The sequence below is a fragment of the Bradyrhizobium quebecense genome (genome assembly GCF_013373795.3).
Lineage (GTDB): Bacteria > Pseudomonadota > Alphaproteobacteria > Rhizobiales > Xanthobacteraceae > Bradyrhizobium > Bradyrhizobium quebecense.
Window position 1 is genome coordinate 7842248 of record NZ_CP088022.1, and the last position, 20113, is coordinate 7862360.

At 65.5% G+C, this 20113-nt stretch carries 21 protein-coding genes and 1 tRNA gene; 15 read left to right on the forward strand and 7 right to left on the reverse strand.

Annotated features, from left to right (window positions below; translation table 11 throughout):
* Positions 1-16 precede the first annotated feature (16 nt).
* The 10 genes from HU230_RS37500 (at position 17) to HU230_RS37545 (ending at position 6734) form a co-directional block, all read left to right on the forward strand.
* Positions 17-517, forward strand: a complete 501-nt coding sequence (locus tag HU230_RS37500; RefSeq protein WP_176533898.1) for a hypothetical protein — start codon at positions 17-19, stop codon at positions 515-517.
* Between the two features lie 141 nt (positions 518-658).
* Positions 659-1483, forward strand: coding sequence for an alpha/beta fold hydrolase (locus HU230_RS37505; protein ID WP_176533897.1), 825 nt, complete (start codon positions 659-661; stop codon positions 1481-1483).
* Positions 1484-1638: 155 nt separating this feature from the next.
* Positions 1639-2298: a Rossmann-fold NAD(P)-binding domain-containing protein gene (locus HU230_RS37510; RefSeq protein ID WP_176533896.1), complete on the forward strand. Its 660-nt coding sequence runs from the start codon at positions 1639-1641 to the stop codon at positions 2296-2298.
* 89 nt (positions 2299-2387) lie between these two features.
* The gene (locus HU230_RS37515) at positions 2388-2816 is read left to right on the forward strand and encodes a DUF2948 family protein (RefSeq protein WP_176533895.1); all 429 of its coding nucleotides are present in this window, start codon (positions 2388-2390) and stop codon (positions 2814-2816) included.
* Positions 2817-2920: 104 nt separating this feature from the next.
* Positions 2921-4216, forward strand: coding sequence for a histidinol dehydrogenase (gene hisD, locus HU230_RS37520; protein ID WP_176533894.1), 1296 nt, complete (start codon positions 2921-2923; stop codon positions 4214-4216).
* A complete protein-coding gene (locus tag HU230_RS37525; protein ID WP_092123128.1) occupies positions 4213-4719 on the forward strand; it encodes a UPF0262 family protein in 507 nt (168 codons plus the stop codon). The genes hisD and HU230_RS37525 overlap by 4 nt, the downstream gene beginning before the upstream one ends.
* 66 nt (positions 4720-4785) lie before the next feature.
* A complete protein-coding gene (locus HU230_RS37530; RefSeq protein ID WP_092123130.1) occupies positions 4786-5250 on the forward strand; it encodes an arsenate-mycothiol transferase ArsC in 465 nt (154 codons plus the stop codon).
* A 194-nt stretch (positions 5251-5444) separates the two neighbouring features.
* A complete protein-coding gene (locus tag HU230_RS37535; protein WP_092123132.1) occupies positions 5445-6074 on the forward strand; it encodes a Maf-like protein in 630 nt (209 codons plus the stop codon).
* Between the two features lie 261 nt (positions 6075-6335).
* Positions 6336-6518 (forward strand): DNA gyrase inhibitor YacG, encoded by a 183-nt coding sequence (gene yacG, locus HU230_RS37540; protein ID WP_176533893.1) that lies wholly within the window; start codon positions 6336-6338, stop codon positions 6516-6518.
* Between the two features lie 140 nt (positions 6519-6658).
* Positions 6659-6734, forward strand: a tRNA-Phe gene (locus HU230_RS37545).
* A 75-nt stretch (positions 6735-6809) separates the two neighbouring features.
* Here HU230_RS37545 and HU230_RS37550 read toward each other — a convergent pair.
* The 3 genes from HU230_RS37550 to HU230_RS37560 form a co-directional block, all read right to left on the reverse strand.
* Positions 6810-7613, reverse strand: a complete 804-nt coding sequence (locus HU230_RS37550) for a hypothetical protein (protein WP_176533892.1) — start codon at positions 7611-7613, stop codon at positions 6810-6812.
* A complete protein-coding gene (locus HU230_RS37555; RefSeq protein WP_176533891.1) occupies positions 7594-9795 on the reverse strand; it encodes an AAA family ATPase in 2202 nt (733 codons plus the stop codon). The genes HU230_RS37550 and HU230_RS37555 overlap by 20 nt, the downstream gene beginning before the upstream one ends.
* An 85-nt stretch (positions 9796-9880) precedes the next feature.
* A complete protein-coding gene (locus tag HU230_RS37560; protein ID WP_176533890.1) occupies positions 9881-11524 on the reverse strand; it encodes a hypothetical protein in 1644 nt (547 codons plus the stop codon).
* A gap of 1046 nt (positions 11525-12570) precedes the next feature.
* Between HU230_RS37560 and HU230_RS37565 the strand changes: the two genes are divergently transcribed.
* Both HU230_RS37565 and HU230_RS37570 read left to right on the forward strand, forming a co-directional pair.
* Entirely contained in the window at positions 12571-12780 is a 210-nt protein-coding gene (locus HU230_RS37565; protein ID WP_176533889.1) for a hypervirulence associated TUDOR domain-containing protein, read from the forward strand.
* Entirely contained in the window at positions 12773-13336 is a 564-nt protein-coding gene (locus tag HU230_RS37570) for a DUF488 domain-containing protein (protein ID WP_176533888.1), read from the forward strand. The genes HU230_RS37565 and HU230_RS37570 overlap by 8 nt, the downstream gene beginning before the upstream one ends.
* 41 nt (positions 13337-13377) lie before the next feature.
* Here the strand turns inward: HU230_RS37570 and HU230_RS37575 are convergent, their stop codons facing one another.
* On the reverse strand, positions 13378-14538 hold the full coding sequence (locus tag HU230_RS37575; protein ID WP_176533887.1) for a caspase family protein: 1161 nt from the start codon (positions 14536-14538) through the stop codon (positions 13378-13380).
* 74 nt (positions 14539-14612) lie between these two features.
* Positions 14613-14762, reverse strand: a complete 150-nt coding sequence (locus HU230_RS37580) for a hypothetical protein (RefSeq protein WP_176533886.1) — start codon at positions 14760-14762, stop codon at positions 14613-14615.
* Between the two features lie 38 nt (positions 14763-14800).
* Between HU230_RS37580 and HU230_RS37585 the strand changes: the two genes are divergently transcribed.
* Both HU230_RS37585 and HU230_RS37590 read left to right on the forward strand, forming a co-directional pair.
* On the forward strand, positions 14801-15103 hold the full coding sequence (locus HU230_RS37585) for a UDP-galactopyranose mutase (RefSeq protein WP_176533885.1): 303 nt from the start codon (positions 14801-14803) through the stop codon (positions 15101-15103).
* Positions 15104-15167: 64 nt separating this feature from the next.
* Complete coding sequence (locus HU230_RS37590; RefSeq protein ID WP_176533884.1) at positions 15168-16439, forward strand: serine hydrolase domain-containing protein; 1272 nt, start codon at positions 15168-15170, stop codon at positions 16437-16439.
* A gap of 89 nt (positions 16440-16528) precedes the next feature.
* Here the strand turns inward: HU230_RS37590 and HU230_RS37595 are convergent, their stop codons facing one another.
* Positions 16529-16810 carry a hypothetical protein gene (locus tag HU230_RS37595; RefSeq protein ID WP_176533883.1) on the reverse strand — a complete coding sequence of 94 codons (282 nt, stop codon included), beginning with the start codon at positions 16808-16810 and terminating at the stop codon, positions 16529-16531.
* A gap of 452 nt (positions 16811-17262) precedes the next feature.
* Here HU230_RS37595 and HU230_RS37600 point away from each other — a divergent pair, with 452 nt between their 5' ends.
* Positions 17263-18564, forward strand: a complete 1302-nt coding sequence (locus tag HU230_RS37600) for a PQQ-dependent sugar dehydrogenase (RefSeq protein WP_176533882.1) — start codon at positions 17263-17265, stop codon at positions 18562-18564.
* An 11-nt stretch (positions 18565-18575) separates the two neighbouring features.
* Here HU230_RS37600 and HU230_RS37605 read toward each other — a convergent pair whose 3' ends face one another.
* A complete protein-coding gene (locus tag HU230_RS37605; RefSeq protein ID WP_176533881.1) occupies positions 18576-20048 on the reverse strand; it encodes a cytochrome-c peroxidase in 1473 nt (490 codons plus the stop codon).
* Positions 20049-20113: the final 65 nt, after the last annotated feature.

A 20113-nucleotide genomic window follows, 5' to 3' on the forward strand; every position in this document is an offset into this window, starting at 1 on the left:
ACGAGGAGTGCGCCACATGACGACGCTGGTGCTTGTGCACGTCATTATCAGCCTGATCGCTATCGTCGCCGGCGTGATCGTGATGTTCGGCCTGCTCGGTTCGCGCGCGATGCCCGGACTGACCGCGATCTTCCTCGTCCTCACGATCCTGACCAACGCCACCGGCTTCGTGATCCCGCCTTTGGTGACCGAGAAGCTGCTGCCCTCGCACATCATCGGCGGCCTCTCGCTGGTGCTGCTCGCGATCGCCTGCATCGCGCTGTATGCGATGCAGCTCAAGGGCGCCTGGCGCCCGGTCTACGTGGTGACCGCGATGGTCTCGCTCTATCTCAATGTCTTCGTGCTCGTCATTCAGAGCTTCCTCAAGGTGCCGGCGCTGCAGGCGCTGGCGCCGGCCGTGCCGCCGAACCCGCCGTCCGGGCCGGTGTTTGCCGTGGTGCAGGGCATCGTGCTGGTGTTCTTCGCCGTGGTGATCATCGGTGCCTGGCGCCGGTTCAGGCCGGTCACGTTCGCCTGATCCGGGTCGGATGACATCATTTCGCGGCGACGCACCGCATAGAAGATGATGTGCGGTGGCGTGCGGCATGCGCCGTCGCCCGAGGTGCGCTCACGCCGGGCGTGGGCGGACCAAGAAAACAGCAACAAGAGGAGCAATCAAATGCCCACCATCACCACCAAAGACGACGTCGAGATCTTCTACAAGGATTGGGGTTCGGGCCAGCCGATCGTGTTCAGCCATGGCTGGCCGCTGTCGTCGGACGACTGGGACGCCCAGATGCTGTTCTTCGTGGGGCACGGCTTTCGTGTCGTCGCCCACGACCGCCGCGGCCACGGCCGCTCCGCCCAGGTCGCCGACGGCCATGACATGGACCACTATGCCGACGACCTCGCGGCCGTCACCGCGCATCTCGATCTGAAGAACGCCGTCCATGTCGGCCATTCCACCGGCGGCGGCGAGGTCGTGCACTACATCGCCCGCCACGGCGAGAGCCGGGTGGCGAAGGCGGCGCTGCTCAGCGCGGTGCCGCCCCTGATGGTGCAGACCGCGGCCAACCCCGGCGGCCTGCCCAAGTCGGTGTTCGACGGCTTGCAGGCCCAGCTTGCCGCCAACCGCTCGCAGTTCTACCGCGATCTCCCGGCCGGGCCGTTCTATGGCTACAACCGGCCCGGCGCAAAGCCGTCGGAGGCCGTGATCCAGAACTGGTGGCGGCAGGGCATGATGGGCGGCGCCAAGGCGCATTACGACGGCATCGTCGCGTTCTCGCAGACCGACTTCACCGAGGATCTGAAGAAGATCACCGTGCCGGTGCTGGTGATGCATGGCGACGACGACCAGATCGTGCCCTACGCCGATTCCGCTCCGCTGTCGGCCAAGCTCCTGAAGAACGGCACGCTGAAGACCTACAAGGGTTTTCCGCACGGCATGCCGACCACGGAGGCGGAGACCATCAACAAGGATCTGCTGGCGTTCATCAAGGGCTGATGACGCTGCGCGTCTCAGCATCGCGCAGCCTCACCGACACCTAAGTGAAGGAGCCTGTCCGTCGTGCTCACCTCACGAAAGATCTCGCGCTCATATATCGTCCTCTGACACGGCCCTTGCCGTTGGATCGCAGTCGTCGAAAAGGAGCACATCGCATGAAAGTCATCCTGTTCGGCGCGACCGGCATGGTCGGGCAGGGCGTGCTGCGCGAATGTCTGCTCGATCCCGGCGTCGAGCGCGTGCTGGCGGTCGGGCGCAGCCCGACCGGGCAGCGCGATCCAAAGCTCGTCGAGCTGACCTGCGACAATTTCGTCGACTACAGCGCGATCGAGCCGCAGCTTGTCGGCTATGACGCCTGCTTCTTCTGCCTCGGCGTCTCCTCGATCGGCATGGACGAGGCGCGCTATCGCCATATGACCTACGACATCACGCTGGCGGCGGCGACGACGCTGTCGCGGCTCAATCCCGGCATGGTGTTCACCTATGTCAGCGGACGCAGCACCGATTCCACCGAACAGGGCCCGCTGATGTGGGCGCGGGTGAAGGGCAAGACCGAGAACGACCTGCTCAAGCTGCCGTTCAAGGCCGCCTACATGTTCCGGCCCGCCGGTATCCAGCCGCTGCACGGGGTGCGCTCCAAGACCGGCTGGGTGCAGGCGATCTATGTCGCGACCTCGCCGCTGCTCTCGTTCCTGGTGCGGGTCGCACCGAGCTACATGACTACGTCGGAACAGCTCGGCCGCGCCATGCTCAAGGTCGCCCGCGACGGCTACCCGAGGCCAGTGCTGGAGAGCGAGGACATCAACAGCCTCTGACGGGGGCGGCGGCAGGGCCGGTTCCCTCGAGCCGGATTTCCTTCGGCCAAGTGCTACCTCAGGCGGCCGAAGGCGTTATAACCACCGTCATGTCCCCACCCGCACCGCTGAAACTGATCGCCCTCGATGCCGATGACCTCGCGGTGATCTCCGCCCATGTACAGGACGCCCGCGTCCAGCCCGCCGACATCGTCTGGCGCCAGGACGAGAAACGCCTCGTGGTCGGCCTGAACCGGCTGGACTGGGAGCAGACCCTGGCCGGCGCCACGTCTTCGCGCCGGCTGATCGCCGCGCTCAGGTTCGACCGGGTGCTGGCATGCAAGTCGCGCAATATCGACCTGGAGGCGCCGCAAGCCACCCTGGAACTGCTCGGGATCGAATTCCACGCCTCCGACCCGCCGGGCGGCAGTGCGCTGCTGATGTTCGGCCAGGGTGCGGCGCTGCGGCTCGATGTCGAGTGCCTGGAGTGCGAATTGACCGATCTCGGGCCTGACGATCTCGGGGTGGGGCCGGAGTAGTCCTTCGCCGGGACGACGGGGAAATTGCGTGCCTGCCAAGGGTTGACGGCCATTATCCGCCGCGCCATTGAGCAGGGACCCGAATTCCTCTTCAGAAAGCCGCCATGCCCGTTCGCCTGGACCGACAGAGCGCCGATTTCGAGCAACGCTTCCGCGAATTCCTGGCGGCCAAGCGCGAGGTATCGGCCGACGTCGAGCGCGCCACACGCGCCATTGTCGATGACGTGGCGGCCCGCGGCGATGCGGCGCTGCTCGAGGCGACCAAAAAGTTCGACCGGCTCGAACTCGAGGCCGCCGGCCTGCGCATCACCGCCGCCGAGATCGACGCCGCGGTTGCGGCCTGCGACGCCAAGACCGTCGAGGCGCTGACATTCGCGCGCGACCGGATCGAGACCTTTCACCGCCGCCAGCTACCCAAGGACGAGCGCTTCACCGATGCCGCCGGCGTCGAGCTCGGCTGGCGCTGGAGCGCGGTCGATGCGGTCGGACTTTACGTGCCTGGCGGGACCGCGGCCTATCCGTCCTCGGTGCTGATGAATGCAGTGCCGGCCCGGGTTGCCGGCGTACCGCGGGTGGTGATGGTGGTGCCGGCGCCGGACGGCAAGCTCAACCCGCTGGTGCTCGCAGCCGCCCATCTCGGCGGTGTCTCGGAAATCTACCGCGTCGGCGGCGCCCAGGCGGTGGCGGCGCTGGCCTACGGCACCGCGACGATCGCGCCGGTCGCCAAGATCGTCGGCCCCGGCAACGCCTATGTCGCCGCGGCCAAGCGGCTCGTGTTCGGCAAGGTCGGCATCGACATGATCGCCGGGCCATCCGAGGTGCTCGTGATCGCCGACGACACCGGCAATGCCGACTGGATCGCGGCCGATCTCCTGGCGCAGGCCGAGCATGACGTCAGCGCGCAGTCGATCCTGATCACCGACAGCCCGCGGCTCGCGGCCGATGTCGAGCGCGCGGTCGAGGCGCAGCTTGCGACGCTGCCGCGTGCGGCGATTGCGCGCGCCTCGTGGGACGATTTCGGCGCCGTGATCATGGTGGCAAAGCTCGACGACGCGGTCGAACTCGCCAATGCGATCGCGGCCGAGCATCTGGAGATCATGACCGCGGACGCCGAGGGCCTGTCCAAAAACGTCCGCAACGCCGGGGCGATTTTCCTCGGGCCCCATACCCCGGAGGCGATCGGCGACTATGTCGGCGGCTCCAACCATGTGCTGCCGACCGCGCGCTCGGCCCGGTTCTCCTCGGGCCTCGGGGTGCTTGACTTCATGAAGCGAACCTCGATCCTGCGCTGCGGGCCGGATCAGCTTCGTGCGCTCGGGCCCGCCGCGATGACGCTCGGCCAGGCCGAGGGTCTCGATGCCCATTCACGTTCCGTCGGATTGCGCCTCAACCTCTCATGAACAAGCCACCAGACGACGAGGATTCCAACAATCGCATCGTCGCGGTGACGCTCGACGAGGAATCGATCGGCCGTTCCGGGCCCGACATTGAGCATGAGCGGGCGATCGCCATCTACGACCTGGTCGAGCAGAACCTGTTCGCGCCCGAAGGCGCAGCCGGGCCGGGGCCCTATACCCTGCATATCGCGATCACCGGCAACCGGCTGATGTTCGATATCAGGAAAGAGGACGGCGCGCCCGTGGTGGCGCATCTATTGTCGCTGACGCCGTTCCGCCGCGTCGTGAAGGACTACTTCATGATCTGCGACAGCTACTATCAGGCGATCCGTACCGCGACACCGGACAAGATCGAGGCGATCGACATGGGCCGCCGCGGCATCCATGACGAGGGCTCGCGCACGCTGCAGGAGCGGCTCAAGGGCAAGGTGCGTGTCGATTTCGAGACCGCGCGGCGGCTGTTCACGCTGATCACTGTGCTGCACTGGAAGGGTGAGGGCGCATGATCCCGAAGATGATCTCCGCTTCGCCAGACGACGGGGGCGTACCCCGGTCGAAAAAAGCCTGATCGCATGGAAGCGCCGCGCGCGCGCTCCCCGCAGGCCGTGCTGTTCGCATGCGGGCACAACGCCGTGCGCTCGCCCATGGCCGAAAGCCTGCTGCAGCAGATGTTCCCGCAAGGCGTCTATGTCCGCTCCGCCGGCGTGAAGAAGGGCGAACTCGATCCGTTCGCGGTCGCGGTGATGGCCGAGTTCGGCCAGGACATTTCCGGCCACAAGCCGCAGACCTTCGAGGAGCTTGAGGATTGGGAGGGGCTGAACTTCGACCTCATCATCACGCTGTCGCCCGAGGCGCACCACAAGGCGCTGGATCTGACCCGGACGCTCGCCGCCGCTGTCGAATACTGGCCGACCCCTGATCCGACCGGCACCAGCGGCAATCGCGAGCAGAAGCTCGCCGCCTATCGCGAGGTCTGCGACGGCCTGTTGCTGCGCATCCGCCGCCGCTTTACCAAGGCCGGCGTCGCGAACCTGTGAGGCTCAGCGCAGGGACCCGGTGTTCCGATTCGCAAGGTCGGCCCCTTGTCGCCAGACTGACAAACAGCTGTGCTTATGGGGCCTTGTCGCCCACGGGGAAGCGCGATTCGCGGCCGGTTCCAAGGTTGTGCATCCATGCCCCATCCGATAGGTTCCGCCCGCGTCCGTCCCCCCGATTCAGCCCAAAAGCCCGCATGCTAGGCCGTCCCAAATTCGTTCTTGCTTCCGGTTCGCCGCGGCGGCTGGCCCTGCTCAACCAGGCCGGCATCGAGCCCGACGCGCTGCGTCCGGCCGATGTCGACGAGACCCCGCGGCGGGGCGAGTTGCCGCGCGCCTGCGCCAACCGCCTGGCGCGTGCGAAGGCGGACGCGGCGCTGAAGTCGGTGCAGCTCGACGACGATCTGCGCGGCTCCTTCATCATTTCCGCCGACACCGTGGTCGCGGTCGGCCGCCGCATCCTGCCCAAGGCCAATCTGGTCGACGAGGCCGCGCAGTGCCTGCGCTTGCTGTCGGGCCGCAACCACCGCGTCTACACCGCGATCTGCGTGGTGACGCCGCGCGAGGCGTTCCGCCAGCGCCTGGTCGAGACGCGCGTGCGCTTCAAGCGGCTCAGCGACGACGATATCCAGGCCTATATCGGCTCCGGCGAATGGCGCGGCAAAGCCGGCGGCTATGCCGTGCAGGGCATCGCCGGATCCTTCGTGGTGAAGATGGTCGGCTCCTACACCAACGTCGTCGGCCTGCCGCTCTACGAGACCGTGACCCTGCTCGGCGGTGAGGGCTTTCCGATCCGTCACGGCTGGCTCAACGCCGTCGCGGTGTGAGATCAATCCTGATGTATCGGCATTCGCGGTGCACCTCTCCCCTTGTGGGAGAGGTCAAATCGCATCGTCAGATGCGATTTGGGTGAGGGGTCTGTTTCCGCGGATAGAGACCCCTCAGCCGGCGCTGCGCGCCACCTTCTCCCACATCCGCCTCCGCCAAGGCTTCGTCGGACAAGAGGGGAGAAGGGAAGAGGAGCCGGAGCATAGCGGAACACGCGGCCGCGCTCTCAATTGCCAACTGGTGTAAACTCCGTCCCAGCCATGACTGACCAAGCCCAAACACCCCCGGCCACCCCGCGCACCTGCCCGATCTGCGGCAAGCCCGCCCAGCAGGCCTTTCTCCCGTTCTGCTCGTCGCGCTGCCGCGCCGTCGACCTCAACCGCTGGCTCAGCGGCCGCTATGTCGTTCCCGGCCGCGAGGACGACGTGGAGGACCCGGAATAGCCAAGATTTCCCAACAAGTTGGGGAAACAATGCCGGGCGGGCCCGCCGCGCCGAAGCCTTTGGCGAAGGCGGGTGGACACAGCGCCCCGACCTCTCTATAAACCGCCCGCTCGCTGCGGCCTTTTCGGCCCCGCGGGTTTGCCCAGGTAGCTCAGTTGGTAGAGCATGCGACTGAAAATCGCAGTGTCGGTGGTTCGATCCCGCCCCTGGGCACCATTCCCCTCATGGCAAGCTTGATCGGCTCGTAGCCCGGATGCACGGGGCGCCGCGTCGACATCAGCGTGAAGCGACCTAGCGATAGTCCTTGTTGTCGATCACCTTGCCGTCCTTGCCCCCACCAGCGTCGGTCGGCATGCATTCAACCTGCACGAGGTCGGGATAGAGCTCCCAGGTTCGCACCAGGAATTTCTTGCGGATGCCGTAGGAGGTGATGATGCAGCGGTTCAGCACCGGGCTGACCGCCGCAGCGACGTAGCCGGGATAAAACAGCGAACCGTGATGGAGCACGCTCCAGATCTCGTTGAACCAGGTGGAGCGTACCCGGAACGTCACCGTGTTCTGCTCGGTGCAGGGCAGGGTCTCGCAACCGTAGACCTCGTGGACCTCGAGGCCCTCGGTTTGGGAGCTCGAGAGGTTCTGCGAGTTGGAGAGATACAGCTGCTCGTCGTGCCGCACCGTGGCGAGATACCACGGCAAGGTCGCCGCGACCGTCGCTGCGCCGTAGACGAGGTAGCAGGCGACGATCGTCGCAAGGATCATCATTCCGCCGCGCGCCTTGCTGAATTCCGGATCGCCATAGGCGTCCTTGGCGTAGACGCAGCGCGCCCAGAGCGCGCGGTAGCGGGCGAACGCCCATCGCACGAAGCGGTAGAGCCGCCAGGTGACCGGCGCGATCAAGGTCAGATAGATCCACCCGCAGGAACGGACGAACTGCGACCAGAACCGGCCGAGCATGCTCAGTTCCCGGTGGGCGCGTCCGAGATCCGACTGGTCATAGGACTTCTTGGCCTCATAGGCCTTGGTCTTGAAGTCGGACAGCGTCTTGTCGATGCCGTCCAGCAACGCGTCGGCGTCGTTATGCGGCTTTTCTGTCACGGGGGATCCAGCTCGACGTGAAGTTGCGGCTCGTGGCATCGAAGCCGATGTCGAGCGTACCGCTGAAGGCGGCGTCCGCCATCGTCTTCTCGACGATCATGGCCTCGATGCGCTTGATGCGGCCCGGCAGGCCGCGCGCTCCGATCTCGGGCGAATAGGTCTTGTCGCAGAACTCCCGCAGCTGAGCCTCGGGGAAGCGCACCTCGATCGATTGCGCCGCGTAGAAGGCGTTGATGCGTGAGATTTCGCGGAACACGATCTTCTCGATCGTGTCCATGTTGAGCTTGTGGAACAGGATAATGTTCTCGCGTCCCTCGAAGCGGTTCAGGAATTCCGTCCGGAAGGCCTTCTTCAGGTCGCGGATGGTGAGTTCGTAGGCCTCTTCCTGGGTCAAGTCGCCGGGACCGGTGCCGACCCGCAGCGCATGATCCGCGCCGATGTTGGTGGTCATCGGCATCACCACGTCGCCGAACTCGACCTTGCGGCCCAGATTGTCGCGGCAGCGCCCGTCATCGAGGATGTTGAGGCAGATGTTGAAGATGTCGGGATGAGCCTTCTCGATCTCGTCCCACAGCATGACCTGATACGGATTGGCCCGCACCGAATTGGTCATCTCGCCGCCGGCAGCGAAGCCGTCATAGCCCGGAGGCGCGCCGATCAGCTTGGTGACGTCGTTCTTCTCCATGAATTCGCCCATGTCGTAGCGATTCAACGCCTTGTCGGTGTCGAACAACGCCTCCGCCAACCCCTTGGCGACCTCGGTCTTGCCGACGCCGCTGGCGCCGCAGAACAGGAACGGCAGCGGCCTGTCGGTACGCCGTCCCCGCCGCCAGACCTTGACGGCACGATCGACGTGATCGAGCACCGCGTCCTGACCGAACACGCGCCGCTTCAGCGAGCCGTGGAGATTGAGCAACTTGACGGCGTCGTTCTGCTTGAGCTTGGAGGCGTCGATGCCGGAGATCAATGAAAATTCATCGATCACCATAGCTGCCGTGAACAGCAGCCGATCGTTGATCTCCCTGGTGACGGCTTTGTATTTCACCCGATTTTCGTCGACGGCGGCCTGGGTCCGCGCGATGTCGCCGCGCAGTTGGAGTATCTCGGGCGTCGCGTAGCCGGACGCCCTGGCGATCAGATCGAAGTCGGCATCGCTCGCCGAGGCCTTGCCGGCGGGCTCATCGAGGTGCCGCTTCTTTTCTTCTTCCTCGAGCCCGCGCAGTTGGGCCTCCATGTGCGCGATCGACTTCTCGCCCTCGCGCTGCGCCGCATAGTAGCCCTTGATCTTGGCCTGGTATTCGGCGAACTCGGCCTTATGGCGCGCGATGGCGGCGCGCACGGCAGCGGCTTTTTCCTCGTTTCCGGAAGCCGGCCCGCTGGCCGCAAGACGCGCGAGCTCCGCCTCCAGCTCCGCGAGCAGCGGCGGCGTCGAATGCGCCCGCAACAAATAGCGCGCCATGCCGCGATCGAGCAGGGTGCGGGTGCGCGCAGGCTGCGCCGCGGTCAGGCCGGTGTCGAGCGAACGATACTTGCTCGACATGTCGATGGCGGCCTTGACCGCCGCCGGATCGATCCGGACCTCGTAGTTCTCCTCGAGATCCTTCGCGCCATGCAGCGCGATCTCCTCGAGCTCGGCGCCGACCGGCTCGGTCAGATCCATCAGCGTAAAGTGATCGCGGAAGTCGGAATGGCACTTCAGGACCTGCGTCAGGTCGGCCTCGCGCACCTCGAGGAAGACCTGCGTCTTCTTCGCCTTCACCATCGCCGTCAACGCATTGACGATGTGCATCAGCCCGCTGTTGCGCAGCGCATCGATCAGATCGAGCGTATCCTCGACAATCAGAACGCTATCGGGGGTGCGGTTCAGGATGGCAAATATCGCCTTGAACTGCTTGACGATCGCGTCGTTGTCGCCGAGGCCGAACAGGCCGTCGGTGTCGAGCCAGAACAGCCGCTTGTTGACGATGTCGAACGGCGCATCAGGGTCGGCCTTGCGCGCCTGCAGCGCCAGCGCCAGCGTGGTGATGCCGACGCCGCTCGGACCGGAGACGATCACGCTGTTGGCTTCCATCCGCGTCAGGATGGTGCACAACTCCTCGAACTTCTCCGCGCGGCCGACCAGCTTGAAGTTCTTCCGGCTGGCGAGCTTGTCGCTGCCGGTGATCAGGAAGTTGTCGGCCATTTGGGATTTCCATCAGTCACGGCTTGCGGTCAGTCAGGCTTGCGGTACGGAAGGCCGGACCGGCAGTCCCGGTCCGGGGCGGGCCTCAGATCTGCCCGAAGGTGATTTCCTTGTCGTCGACCGGCTTCGGCGCCGCGGCAGCGGCCGACGCGCCGGGATCCTTGGCGTCCATGCCGATGCTCTCCTGCAGCCGCGCCCGTACGGTAGCGGTGACGTCGCTGAGCTCGCCGAGCCGGCTCTGGATGTTGGACAGCCCGTCTTCGCGCAGCTTGTTGGCGGCCTGCAGCGATTCGGCGATGTTCGACATCGACTCGACCTTCTCCATGATCCGCTTGGATTGCTCGTCGACCTGCAGCGCCTGGCGAATGACCTCCTTGTTGGCGACGTCGTCGGTCACCGCATTCATCGCCCGCATCGAATCGCGCACGCTCTCCGAGGCCTCATTGAGCGCCGAGTTGTTGAGCGCCTGAATGGTGGTGTTCAGGCTGGTGGCGACACTCGCGATACCGTCGCTGGAGAGTTCACGCAGGTTGACATTCTGCTTGCCGAGGGCGTCGTGGAAGGTGTTGGCGTCGACCGCATCCTTCTCGAGATCGGCCACGGTCTTCTTGGTGCCGCGCCCGCTGTCGAGCAGGGCGGTGACGTGACGCTCGAAATCGTTCTTCTTGCGCTCGCGCTCGAGACGGGCAAGGGTGTCCTCGCCCTCCCGTGCGGTCGACAGTGCCTGCACCTTGTCCTTGTTCGCCGCGCAGGCGAGGTCTATGCCCTTGTCGAGAATCGCGACCACCGTGATCATCTGCGAGTTGATCTTGACCAGCTTGTCGGCTTGCCCTTCGATCCCTCCGAGTTCGTCGCGCAGCTCCGAGACCGTGACCTGCGACTTGTCGATGTAGTCGAGCGCCGCCTTGATGATGCCTTCGACGCGCTTGACGTGCTCGGGACCGGAAATGTCGAGCATCTTGCGGACCTGGTCCTTCTCGGCTTTGAACTTGCCCTGCTTGGCGTCGCGCTCGGCCTTCTCCACGATGATCGCCTGCGCCTTGTCGCGGCAGGTCTTGAGGTCATCGATCCGCTTGGCGATCAGGAGCTCCTTGGCGGCGATTTCGGCCTGTGCGGATTTCTTGATGCCGCCGAACAGGCCGGTCTGCGTCTTGAGCTTGGCGATGTCGCGCTCGAGCATCTCCTTGTCGGAGGTAATCTGCCGCGCTTCGGATTCGACTCCCGACGTGCGGCGGTCCCAATCGGCCTCGCGCTTGCGATCCTCCTCGATCTCCGCGAAGGTATCCAGCACGACATTGTCGCCGGCGGTGCGCAGCGTGTAGAGCGCATCGAGATTGTCGACCAACGGCCGGATCATCTCGCGGAAGTCGAGAACGCCCTTGTTCATGTCCGCAAAGGTCTGCTTCATCTTGGCGAAGACGGTCGTCGACGACAGCTCGATCAGCTTGCGCTGCATCAGCGTGCGCTGCTGCGCCAGATATTCCTTGTAGGCTTCGACCTGCTTGATCGACGCCTTGCACTCCTCGGCAAGGTCCGGCGAGAGCAGGGCGCCGATCTGTCGGCTGCGTTCTTCCGGCGCGGCTTCGGGATTGAAGACGATCTTGGCCACCGGATTGCCGGTGATGTCGACGGGCGCGGCCTGCGTCGCCTGCTTCGGCGCCATCCGCGCCTTGATGGCTTCGTTGACGGCCGTCGATTCTGCGAGTTTCGGGGATGCAGAGGTGGACATTGCAGTCGTCTCCAGGTCTGGCGACTCCGAAGAGGAGCCGCATGGGCGGCGCAGGCGTCAGGCCGCGTCGCGGAAATCGTCCTTAGGGGGCTTGCATCAAAAACCGGCTGGCGCCGACGCTAGATGCGACTCCTTAGCCGCACAACCATAGGGAGGCTCAATTTGGACCGTCAACCAAACGAAATCGTGACATTCTTTACGCATCGTTCTGCGCTTGCTGTAAGTTTCAGCCCGGAAGGAAGCTCATTGTTTTTCAATCGGCGTTTTGTCCTTCATGACCGGCTGGCTCGATCGAGCCTGGGCGGGAGGCCGGCCCCGATGTAGGGTCCTTCGCATTCGTCGCATCAGGTGGCCCTTAGGTTGAGGTCCGCAAGGTTCGCACGACGATTTGAACTCAAGGCCGCCGCGATCCGAAGAAAGCGAGCCTCTTCACGGCCTAAACATTTGAACCTTCTCTTGAAATGCCCGGCCGCCATGACGGGTTTGGCCGTGCGTGATCGCGTGCTCACAGGCGGGAGCTCTGGCCGGCTCCGGTACGGCCATTCACGGTTTGGAAAATCCAATAGCAATTTCAATAGTATGCGAGTTCGGATTTTTCCTGCGAGAGACTAGCTTCCCACTTCCCAGCCGCATTGACCGGCCCTGCTCGCCGCTCGCAGGGAAGAAAGCAGCCGCAACCGCGCGGTCAGCCGCCCGGCCGCGCCTTCAGACAGGGCTGGAGCACGTGCCTCAGTCGCCGCGCCACCGCCGGCGCGTTCTGCTCGGCCACGTTCGTGAAGCCGACCAGCAGTGGTCGCGCGCAATCCGAGCGCGACGGTGCCGTCGACATTGCTTGCGATCTACATTGCCCCGGAAGGTGCGACCGCCGCCGAGCTGATGAAGCCGCTGTAGTCGGGATCGGCAAAGCGCCGTCGCCTTGCTCGGCGGTTCGGTATCGGCTTCGCCGATTGCCACGAGACCGGCTATGCTGTGCCGGTCAGGTTGCTGGTGTTGGCCATGCCAAATCGCCAGAACCTGCCGTGCTCGACCAAGCCGGAGGTTGCGAGATGGCCAGACTATTCAAGGTCGGCGATCACGTCAGATGGAATTCCGAGGCCGGACGGGTCTCGGGCACCATCATCGCGGTTCACACCAGCGATTTCGACTACAAGGGGCACATGCACCGCGCCTCGGAGGCCGATCCGCAGTACGAGATCAAGAGCGACAAGACCGATCACGTCGCGGCGCACAAGGGCAGCGCCCTCCATCATGCCTAGCACAGGCGCGGCGCTGCCGTTGTTCACGATCGGCCATTCCAACCGCAGTCTCGAGGACTTCATCGTCCTCCTCACTACGGCCAGGATCGACCGGGTCGTCGACATCAGAACGGTGCCGCGGTCGCGGACTAATCCGCAGTTCAACAAGGACTCGCTCCCCCATCCGCTGGCGGCCGCCGGCATCTCCTATGAGCATCTGGCCGATCTCGGCGGGCTCCGCGGCAAGGCGCGAAGCGTGCCGCCTTCGGTTAACGGATTCTGGAGCAACGAGAGCTTCCACAACTACGCCGACTACGCGCTGTCGCCGCAGTTTAACGCGAGCCTGCAGCATTTGCGCGACGAGGGCCACCGGCAACGCTGCGCGATCATGTGCTCGGAAGCCGTGTGGTGGCGCTGTCACCGCCGCATCGTCGCCGACTATCTCATTGCGTCCGGCGAGACCGTCGTCCACCTCATGGGGGAGGGCCGCCAGGAGCCCGCCCGCCTCACTGAAGGCGCCGTCGTGCAGGGCGATGGTATGGTGGTCTATCCGGCGACGGGTCAACTGGACTTATAAGGCCTGCGAAGCCTGCGGCTGCACCCTTGCATCGCGCCGCCTCACTCCACGCTGCGTTTCCAATAGCCGGTGCCGAGCTTGCCGGTGATCACCGCGATGCTGTCGTGGATCTCGTAGGAGCCGGCATCGCTGTAGTTCCTCAGTCCCCTCAGCGCATGCAGCGTCCAGCGGCCGTTGGCGAAGGTGACGGTGCCTTCATGCGATTGCGCCGAGTGGAAGGGCTCGGCGTGGAATTTGTAGGTGCCGTCGGCCATGATCTGCCAGATCCAGCGCGACTGGCCGCGGCTGCCCGCCACCATGATTTCCCAGGTGCCGACCAGCGCGGGATCGATCGCGCCGGCTGACGTCGCCGGTGGTGCCGACAGGGCTGGAGCCGCGGCCGCCGGCGTCGCGTTCGCCTGTTTCGGCGCCGTTGTGTCGACCGGCGGCGCTGCCAGGTAGATCGCCTTGCGCGACAGCGAGCCGTAGACGAAGGGCTGCTGCTCGTTGCGCGTCGCCTCCATCACGTCGTCGCGGACGTCGCGGAACATGAAGGTGACCTCGACGCCCGGCGCCTCGATGTTGCGCAACAGCGCCGCGGCGAACGGGCTGTTCCGGCCGTCGCCGTCGAGCGCGGTGGTGCCGTCGCGCGCGGCGTAGGCGACCAGCACGTTGCCGACCGGCTCGATGCGGCCGAGCCCATTGCTTGCGGTAGCGCGGGTGGCGAGCGAGCGGCTCATCTTCGCCGCGAACGGATTGTTGCGGCAGGCGTCGAGGATGACGAGGCCGAGGCTTCCGGTGCTGGAGACCTGCAGGATCACGCTCTGCAGGCTGATCGCTTCATTGGCAGCGTCCGTATCGCGCTTCAGCTCGGCATCGACCGGGATCAGCCAGTTGTCGCCGTTGATCTCCATGCCGTGGCCGGCAAAATACACCGCGGCCATGTCGGCCCCGGCGGCATTGCGTCCGAACGCGATCAGGCCGCGCCGCATCTCGTCGAAGCTGCCGTTGGTGATCAGGGTGACGGCGAAGCCGAGGCGCTTCAGCGCCGCGGCGATATCGCCGGCATCATTTGGCGGATTGGACAGCGCCGGCACGCTTCTGTAGGTGCCGTTGTCGATCACCAGCGCCACACGCCTGCCGTCGCCGGCGGCCGGCGGCGCGGCAAGGCCCGCGAGCGCTGCGGCGATGGCCAGTCCCGAGACAAACGCGCGGCGGTTCATGCTGGACCCGGTCGGAGGTGACGAGCCCACGGTAGCGCAGCCGGCGCAAGGCGGCCACGGAAATGGCGGTGCGATCAGGCCGCCCGTTTCGGCGTCCAGACGCCTGCCGGCACCGGCTCGGCGGGCAACAGATTGGCGCCGGCCGCGCCCGCGATCGACATCGTGATCTCGTGGATGTCCCGCACCGACCGCTGCATCGAGAAGCGTGGATAGAGCTCGCTCATCGGGGCGAGGGCCACATGCAGAGTGCTTCGACGTTGTCGTGGTCGGCGCGGGCTTCTTCGGCGCCGTCATCGCCGAGCAGCATTATCCGATCAACACGGCAGCCGACCGCGCGATGCTCGCGTCCTATCATGCCATGAAGGCATCGCATCCGAACGTCGTTTTCGGCGGTCGGCCCGGCTCCTACAAATATTTCGACATGCACCAGGCGATCGGCGCTGCGCTGAAGACGTTCGAGCACGAGGTCGAGCCGTTCTTCGCTGCAGGAGACGTCACGGCAGGAGACATGCGCCCCGGCGACACCGCCGCGCGCCGCCACGCCTTGTCGCCTTTGCCGGCGTGATCTAAGCCTGCCGGAGCGGGCAGCGAATTCATAACAATCGCCCGCGGTCCCTGGTGAGGAAACAATGAGAACGATCGCCATTGCCGCGGCTGCCGCCGCCACGTGTCTTGCCGTCAACATCGCCCACGCCGCGCCGCCGCTCCCGGAAGCTTCGGCGCATCAGGCCGGTTTCTCGGATCAGGGGCTGGCGCGGCTCGACGACTTCTTCGCGCGCGAGATCGCGGTCAAGCGCGTGCCCGGCGCCGTGGTGGCGATCGCACGCGACGGCAAGCTCGTGCACTACAAGGCCTACGGCCAGCTCGACCCGGTCAAGGGCACGCCGATGCCGATCGATGCGGTGTTCGCGCTGGCCTCGATGACCAAGCCGATGGCGGCGGTCGCGGGGTTGACGCTGATGGAGCAGGGCCGGTTGCCGCTGCAGGCGAAGGTCGCCGAGTTCTATCCGGCGTTTGCCGACATGAAGGTGGGCGTGCAGCAGGCCGACGGTTCGCTGACGATGGAGCCGCAGGCCCGGCCGATCTTCATCCATGATCTCTATCGCCACACCTCGGGCCTGATGTATGGCGGCCGGCCCGACAGCTCGAGCGCGCTGGCGCGGCTCTATCCCGACGGCACGGCGCCGGCCGTCGAGGGCGACACGGCGGCCTTCATCGACCGCATCACCAAGCTGCCTCTGGTGCATCAGCCCGGCGCCGAGTTCGAATACGGCTTCTCGATCGACGTGCTCGGCGCCGTCGTCGAGAAGGTTTCCGGCCAGCGGCTCGGCGACTATCTTTCGGCCAATGTCTGGAAGCCGCTCGGCATGAAGGAAGCGACGTTCCACCCGACCGACGCCCAGCGCGCGCGTCTGGCGCATCCGTTCCCCAACGATCCGCTCACCGGCAAGCCGCAAGCCATCAAGCTGCTCGACGCGCCAACCAAATTCGACTGCGGCGGTGCCTGCTCGTTCGCGACCGTCGGCGACTATGTCCGCTTCGGACAGATGCTGCTCAATGGCGGCGAGCTCGACGGCAAGCGCGTCCTCAGCCCAAATACGGTGCGCCTCATGACGTCGAACCATCTCGGGCCCGAGATCAAGAATAACGTCGCCGCGGTCGAGCCGCATCGCGGCGGCTTCGGCTTCGGGCTGGCGGTCGCGGTGCGGACCAGCGAGGGGCTGTCGTCGGTGCCGGGCAATCCCGGCGAGTTCACCTGGAACGGCGCCTATGGCACGCAGTTCTTCTGCGATCCGAAGGAACGCCTCGTCGTGGTGGTCGGAACCGCAGCGCCCGGCGAGCTGCGCAAATATTATCGCGAGAACGTGCAGGACATCGTCTACGGCGCGATGGTGAAGTAGGACGTATCGCTGCGGCGCGGTCATAGCGGCTGACGAATAGCAAAGGGCCATCGCTCAAACCGAGCGATGGGCCGTCAGCTTTGTGTGGGCTACCACTGGCGATAGACGCCGGTCAGCGTGCCGTTGTTGTTCCCTTCAGGACCGACGTCGCCCTGCGACGAGCTTGGCGCCGGATGGTTGGTGCCGTTCATCGCGCCGTACCAGCCCGGTTGCGAGTTGTACATCACGCGCGGTTGAACGGTCTCGTAGCGAGGGCCGCCGTAATAGGCACTGGAGTTCCCATACGGATAATAGCCCTGCGCGCACGCGCCTGCCGTCGTTGCGATCAGAGATGCCGCGGCCAGAGACAATATCTTGGTCTTCCGTTGCATTCATACACTCCTTGCTGGTGTCACGACCAACGGCCGCCACGGAGCGGCGTTCCTGATCTGCCATGCAACGCACGAAGGTGAGTCTGCACGAGCGTGGGATCAGGTTTTGGTGAGGGGGCTTGCGTCCGCATAGACCTGCGTCGTCGCTCTGCCCGGTGGGATGCATCCGCTGCTGGGCCGCTATGCGTTTTCGGCTATAACGCCCCACAGCCGGCCGCGCCTGCAGTGCTTTGAAAAAGCCGGGCGCTTCGTAAAAGGAAGCCCGCCGACCGGGCGGGCAAGGTCTCAGGGAGGAAAACGCTCTGACAAGGGAGCGTACAGCCAGTTTCGTCGATTCGATGGCGGATGCGAAGATCGTATAACTACTGTCATCAGGGCCGGCATTATGCGAATGCTCGTGCGGGCCGCAGGCGGAAATGCGTAGCAACACGGCGCAATTACAGGGGAAGTTCATGAGCACGTCTGGAGTTTTTGCGCGCGTCGTCGCGGCGATCGGAGCCGGCGCCGTGGCGTGGCGGCGGATGCAGGGCGCCGAGCCCGCACCGGCCTGGGGCAGCGCGCCGCAAATCCCGGCGGCGAAGTCGCAGGGCGCGATCCCGACGCTGAAGATGCCGACCGCACGGGGTTGGGACAAGGGCCAGCTTCCGACCGCTGCGCCGGGGCTCAAGGTTAACGCCTTTGCGGCCGGGCTCGATCATCCCCGCTGGATCAACGTGCTGCCGAACGGCGACGTCCTGATCGCGGAGGCGACGCAAATCGCAGGCACCCCGCGCAGCGTCTTCCACTATGCGATGCAGGCGACGATGCGCCGCGCCGCAGCCCTCGGCGTCAGCGCCAACCGCATCACGCTGCTGCGCGACCGCGACGGCGACGGTGTCGCCGAAAGCAGCAGTGCCTTCATGGAAGGATTGCGCCAGCCGTTCGGCATGGCGCTGATCGGCGACACGTTCTATGTCGGCAACACCGACGGCGTGGTCGCGTTTCCCTACACCGCGGGCGCAGACCGCATCACGGCGGAAGGGCGCAAGCTCGTCACCTTCAAGCCCGACGGGCACTGGACGCGCAGCCTGCTGCCGAGCGCCGACGGCAAGAAGCTCTATGCCGGCGTCGGCTCGCTCAGCAACATCGCCGAGAACGGCATGAGGGTCGAGGAAGGCCGTGCCGCGATCTATGAGCTCGATCTCGTCGCCGGCACCAGCCGCATCTTCGCTGGCGGCCTGCGCAACCCGGTCGGGCTCGCATGGGAGCCGACCACCAATGTGCTGTGGACCGTCGTCAATGAGCGCGACGGCATCGGTGACGAGACGCCGCCGGACTATCTGACGTCGGTGCGCGACGGCGGCTTCTATGGCTGGCCCTATTGCTACTGGGGCAAGACGGTGGACGATCGCGTGCCGCAGGATCCGGCGATGGTCGCCAAGGCGATCCAGCCGGACTACGCGCTCGGCGGCCACACCGCCTCGCTCGGCCTGTGCTGGATGCCTGCGGGCACGCTGCCGGGTTTCCCCGACGGCATGGCGATCGGCCAGCACGGCTCGTGGAATCGCTCGACGCTGTCGGGCTACAAGGTGGTGTTCGTGCCGTTCGCGAACGGCCGACCCTCGGGGCCGGCGCGCGACATCCTGTCCGGCTTCCTCGCGCCCGACGAGAAGGTGTCGTATGGCCGCCCGGTCGGCGTCGCGCTCGGTCCCGACGGCTCGCTGCTGGTGGCCGACGATGTCGGCAACGTGATCTGGCGCGTCACGGGAGCGTAGTGGCAAGCGAGCTAGTTCTTCGGCGGCGTGTACCCGTCCGTCAGCGCTTGCATGAACGCGACCAGCGCATTTTCCTCCTGGTCGGTGAGGCCGAGATGGCCGGTCTTGCTGGTGTTCATGTTGTCGGCGGTCTCCGGCACTGGCCAGCAGCCGGTGCCTTCGCGCGGATCATGCACGGCGCAACGCGGCAGCACGTCGCGCGTGTTGTAAAAGTGGACGATCTCTTTCAGGCTCTTGAAGTAGCCGTTATGGCCGTAGGCCTTGACGAAGTCGGGCGATGGCCGCTTGTCGACATTGCGCAGCGTGGGTACCTGAAATCGGCCGCGGGTCTGCGGCGCCAGCGGTTTCCAGCGCGCGTCGACTGCGGAGGGCTGACTGAGCGGATGACCGTTCGCCAGGAAGGCGCCGACCCCGCCATCGACGAACGCAGCGCCATCCTTGTTCGCGACATAGCCGCGATCATCAGGCGTGTTTTCCGCGTAATATGGCAGCTCCGGGTTCGCCGGCGTCCCGATATTGCTGGCGGTGAAGTCGGTAAACAGTGGATCTTCTCCGGGGCCGCCGTCGCGATGACATTCGTTGCACAGGCCCTTGCCGCGGAAGACCTCGTATCCCTGCTGCTCCAGCGGAGTGAAGGTGGCTTTTCCAGCCTGCACCGCATCATATTTCGAGGAAAACGCCGTGACCTCGTGCGAGGCCTCGTAGCCCGCGATCGACTGCGCCATCTGATCGAAGGTGGTCGCAGCGCGGCCGCGATCCACATTGCTGAGATGCACCGGGAGCGGATCGACGGCGGATGGAGGTCCCGGCGTGTTGCAGACAGTCTCAACGTCGGCAGGCCAGTCGATCGCGAACGCCTGTGCGCCCCAAACGGCCTCGAACAAGCTGCGATAGGGGCGCTGCGAGACGCGATACACCGCGCAGGCGATATCGGGCAGGCCCATCTCGACCGGATTGGTCGGCGGTCCTTCGGCCTGCTCGGCGGCGGGATTGCCGAGGCGCCGTCCGGTCGCGCGCATGTCCCAGAAATTGCCGCCGACCAGATCGCCCTGGCCTTCGTTGTAGTGCAGGACCGGCGCCAGCGGCGCGTAGGTGTGGGTCTGTGGCTTGCGTTCGCTGAAGCGGGTGCGGACCGAGCCGGGATAAGAGCCCGTGGTCCGGTTGATCTCCGAGATCGGTCCGGTGAAGCCGGCCTCCGGCATGTGACAGAAGGCGCAGGCTTCGTTGCGGTTCACGGACAGCTGTTCGTCGAAGAGCAACAATTTGCCGAGCAGCTCGATCTGCTGCACCTGATTGTCGGGAACGGCTGTCAGACGAGTCAACGTATCGCCTTCGATCCGGTCGATCTCCGCTTCCACGCGGGCGATCTCGGCAAGCGTGGCCGGCGACAACGGGGCCGCGCCGTCTCGCGCGAGCAGCAGCGGAATCGCCGTGCATGTCGCCGCGACGGCAGCGGCGATCCCGGCCAGAACCCGAAAGCTCATCTCGTCCCCCTAAGAGGTCTTCGCGATGCAAGCTGCCCGCATTGTCGGCGCAGGGCCGGCAGCCT

Bases quoted from the DNA above. Each gene is read 5' to 3' on its own strand.
- HU230_RS37515 (WP_176533895.1), top strand. From the start codon at position 2,388: ATGTCCCCACCCGCACCGCTGAAACTGATCGCCCTCGATGCCGATGAC.
- HU230_RS37500 (WP_176533898.1), top strand. From the start codon at position 17: ATGACGACGCTGGTGCTTGTGCACGTCATTATCAGCCTGATCGCTATC.
- HU230_RS37575 (WP_176533887.1), bottom strand. From the start codon at position 14,538: ATGAACCGCCGCGCGTTTGTCTCGGGACTGGCCATCGCCGCAGCGCTC.
- HU230_RS37570 (WP_176533888.1), top strand. From the start codon at position 12,773: ATGCCTAGCACAGGCGCGGCGCTGCCGTTGTTCACGATCGGCCATTCC.
- HU230_RS37580 (WP_176533886.1), bottom strand. From the start codon at position 14,762: ATGAGCGAGCTCTATCCACGCTTCTCGATGCAGCGGTCGGTGCGGGAC.
- HU230_RS37605 (WP_176533881.1), bottom strand. From the start codon at position 20,048: ATGAGCTTTCGGGTTCTGGCCGGGATCGCCGCTGCCGTCGCGGCGACA.
- HU230_RS37560 (WP_176533890.1), bottom strand. From the start codon at position 11,524: ATGTCCACCTCTGCATCCCCGAAACTCGCAGAATCGACGGCCGTCAAC.
- HU230_RS37510 (WP_176533896.1), top strand. From the start codon at position 1,639: ATGAAAGTCATCCTGTTCGGCGCGACCGGCATGGTCGGGCAGGGCGTG.
- HU230_RS37535 (WP_092123132.1), top strand. From the start codon at position 5,445: ATGCTAGGCCGTCCCAAATTCGTTCTTGCTTCCGGTTCGCCGCGGCGG.
- HU230_RS37555 (WP_176533891.1), bottom strand. From the start codon at position 9,795: ATGGCCGACAACTTCCTGATCACCGGCAGCGACAAGCTCGCCAGCCGG.
- HU230_RS37525 (WP_092123128.1), top strand. From the start codon at position 4,213: ATGAACAAGCCACCAGACGACGAGGATTCCAACAATCGCATCGTCGCG.
- HU230_RS37595 (WP_176533883.1), bottom strand. From the start codon at position 16,810: ATGCAACGGAAGACCAAGATATTGTCTCTGGCCGCGGCATCTCTGATC.
- HU230_RS37600 (WP_176533882.1), top strand. From the start codon at position 17,263: ATGAGCACGTCTGGAGTTTTTGCGCGCGTCGTCGCGGCGATCGGAGCC.
- HU230_RS37590 (WP_176533884.1), top strand. From the start codon at position 15,168: ATGAGAACGATCGCCATTGCCGCGGCTGCCGCCGCCACGTGTCTTGCC.
- yacG (WP_176533893.1), top strand. From the start codon at position 6,336: ATGACTGACCAAGCCCAAACACCCCCGGCCACCCCGCGCACCTGCCCG.
- HU230_RS37530 (WP_092123130.1), top strand. From the start codon at position 4,786: ATGGAAGCGCCGCGCGCGCGCTCCCCGCAGGCCGTGCTGTTCGCATGC.
- HU230_RS37565 (WP_176533889.1), top strand. From the start codon at position 12,571: ATGGCCAGACTATTCAAGGTCGGCGATCACGTCAGATGGAATTCCGAG.
- HU230_RS37505 (WP_176533897.1), top strand. From the start codon at position 659: ATGCCCACCATCACCACCAAAGACGACGTCGAGATCTTCTACAAGGAT.
- hisD (WP_176533894.1), top strand. From the start codon at position 2,921: ATGCCCGTTCGCCTGGACCGACAGAGCGCCGATTTCGAGCAACGCTTC.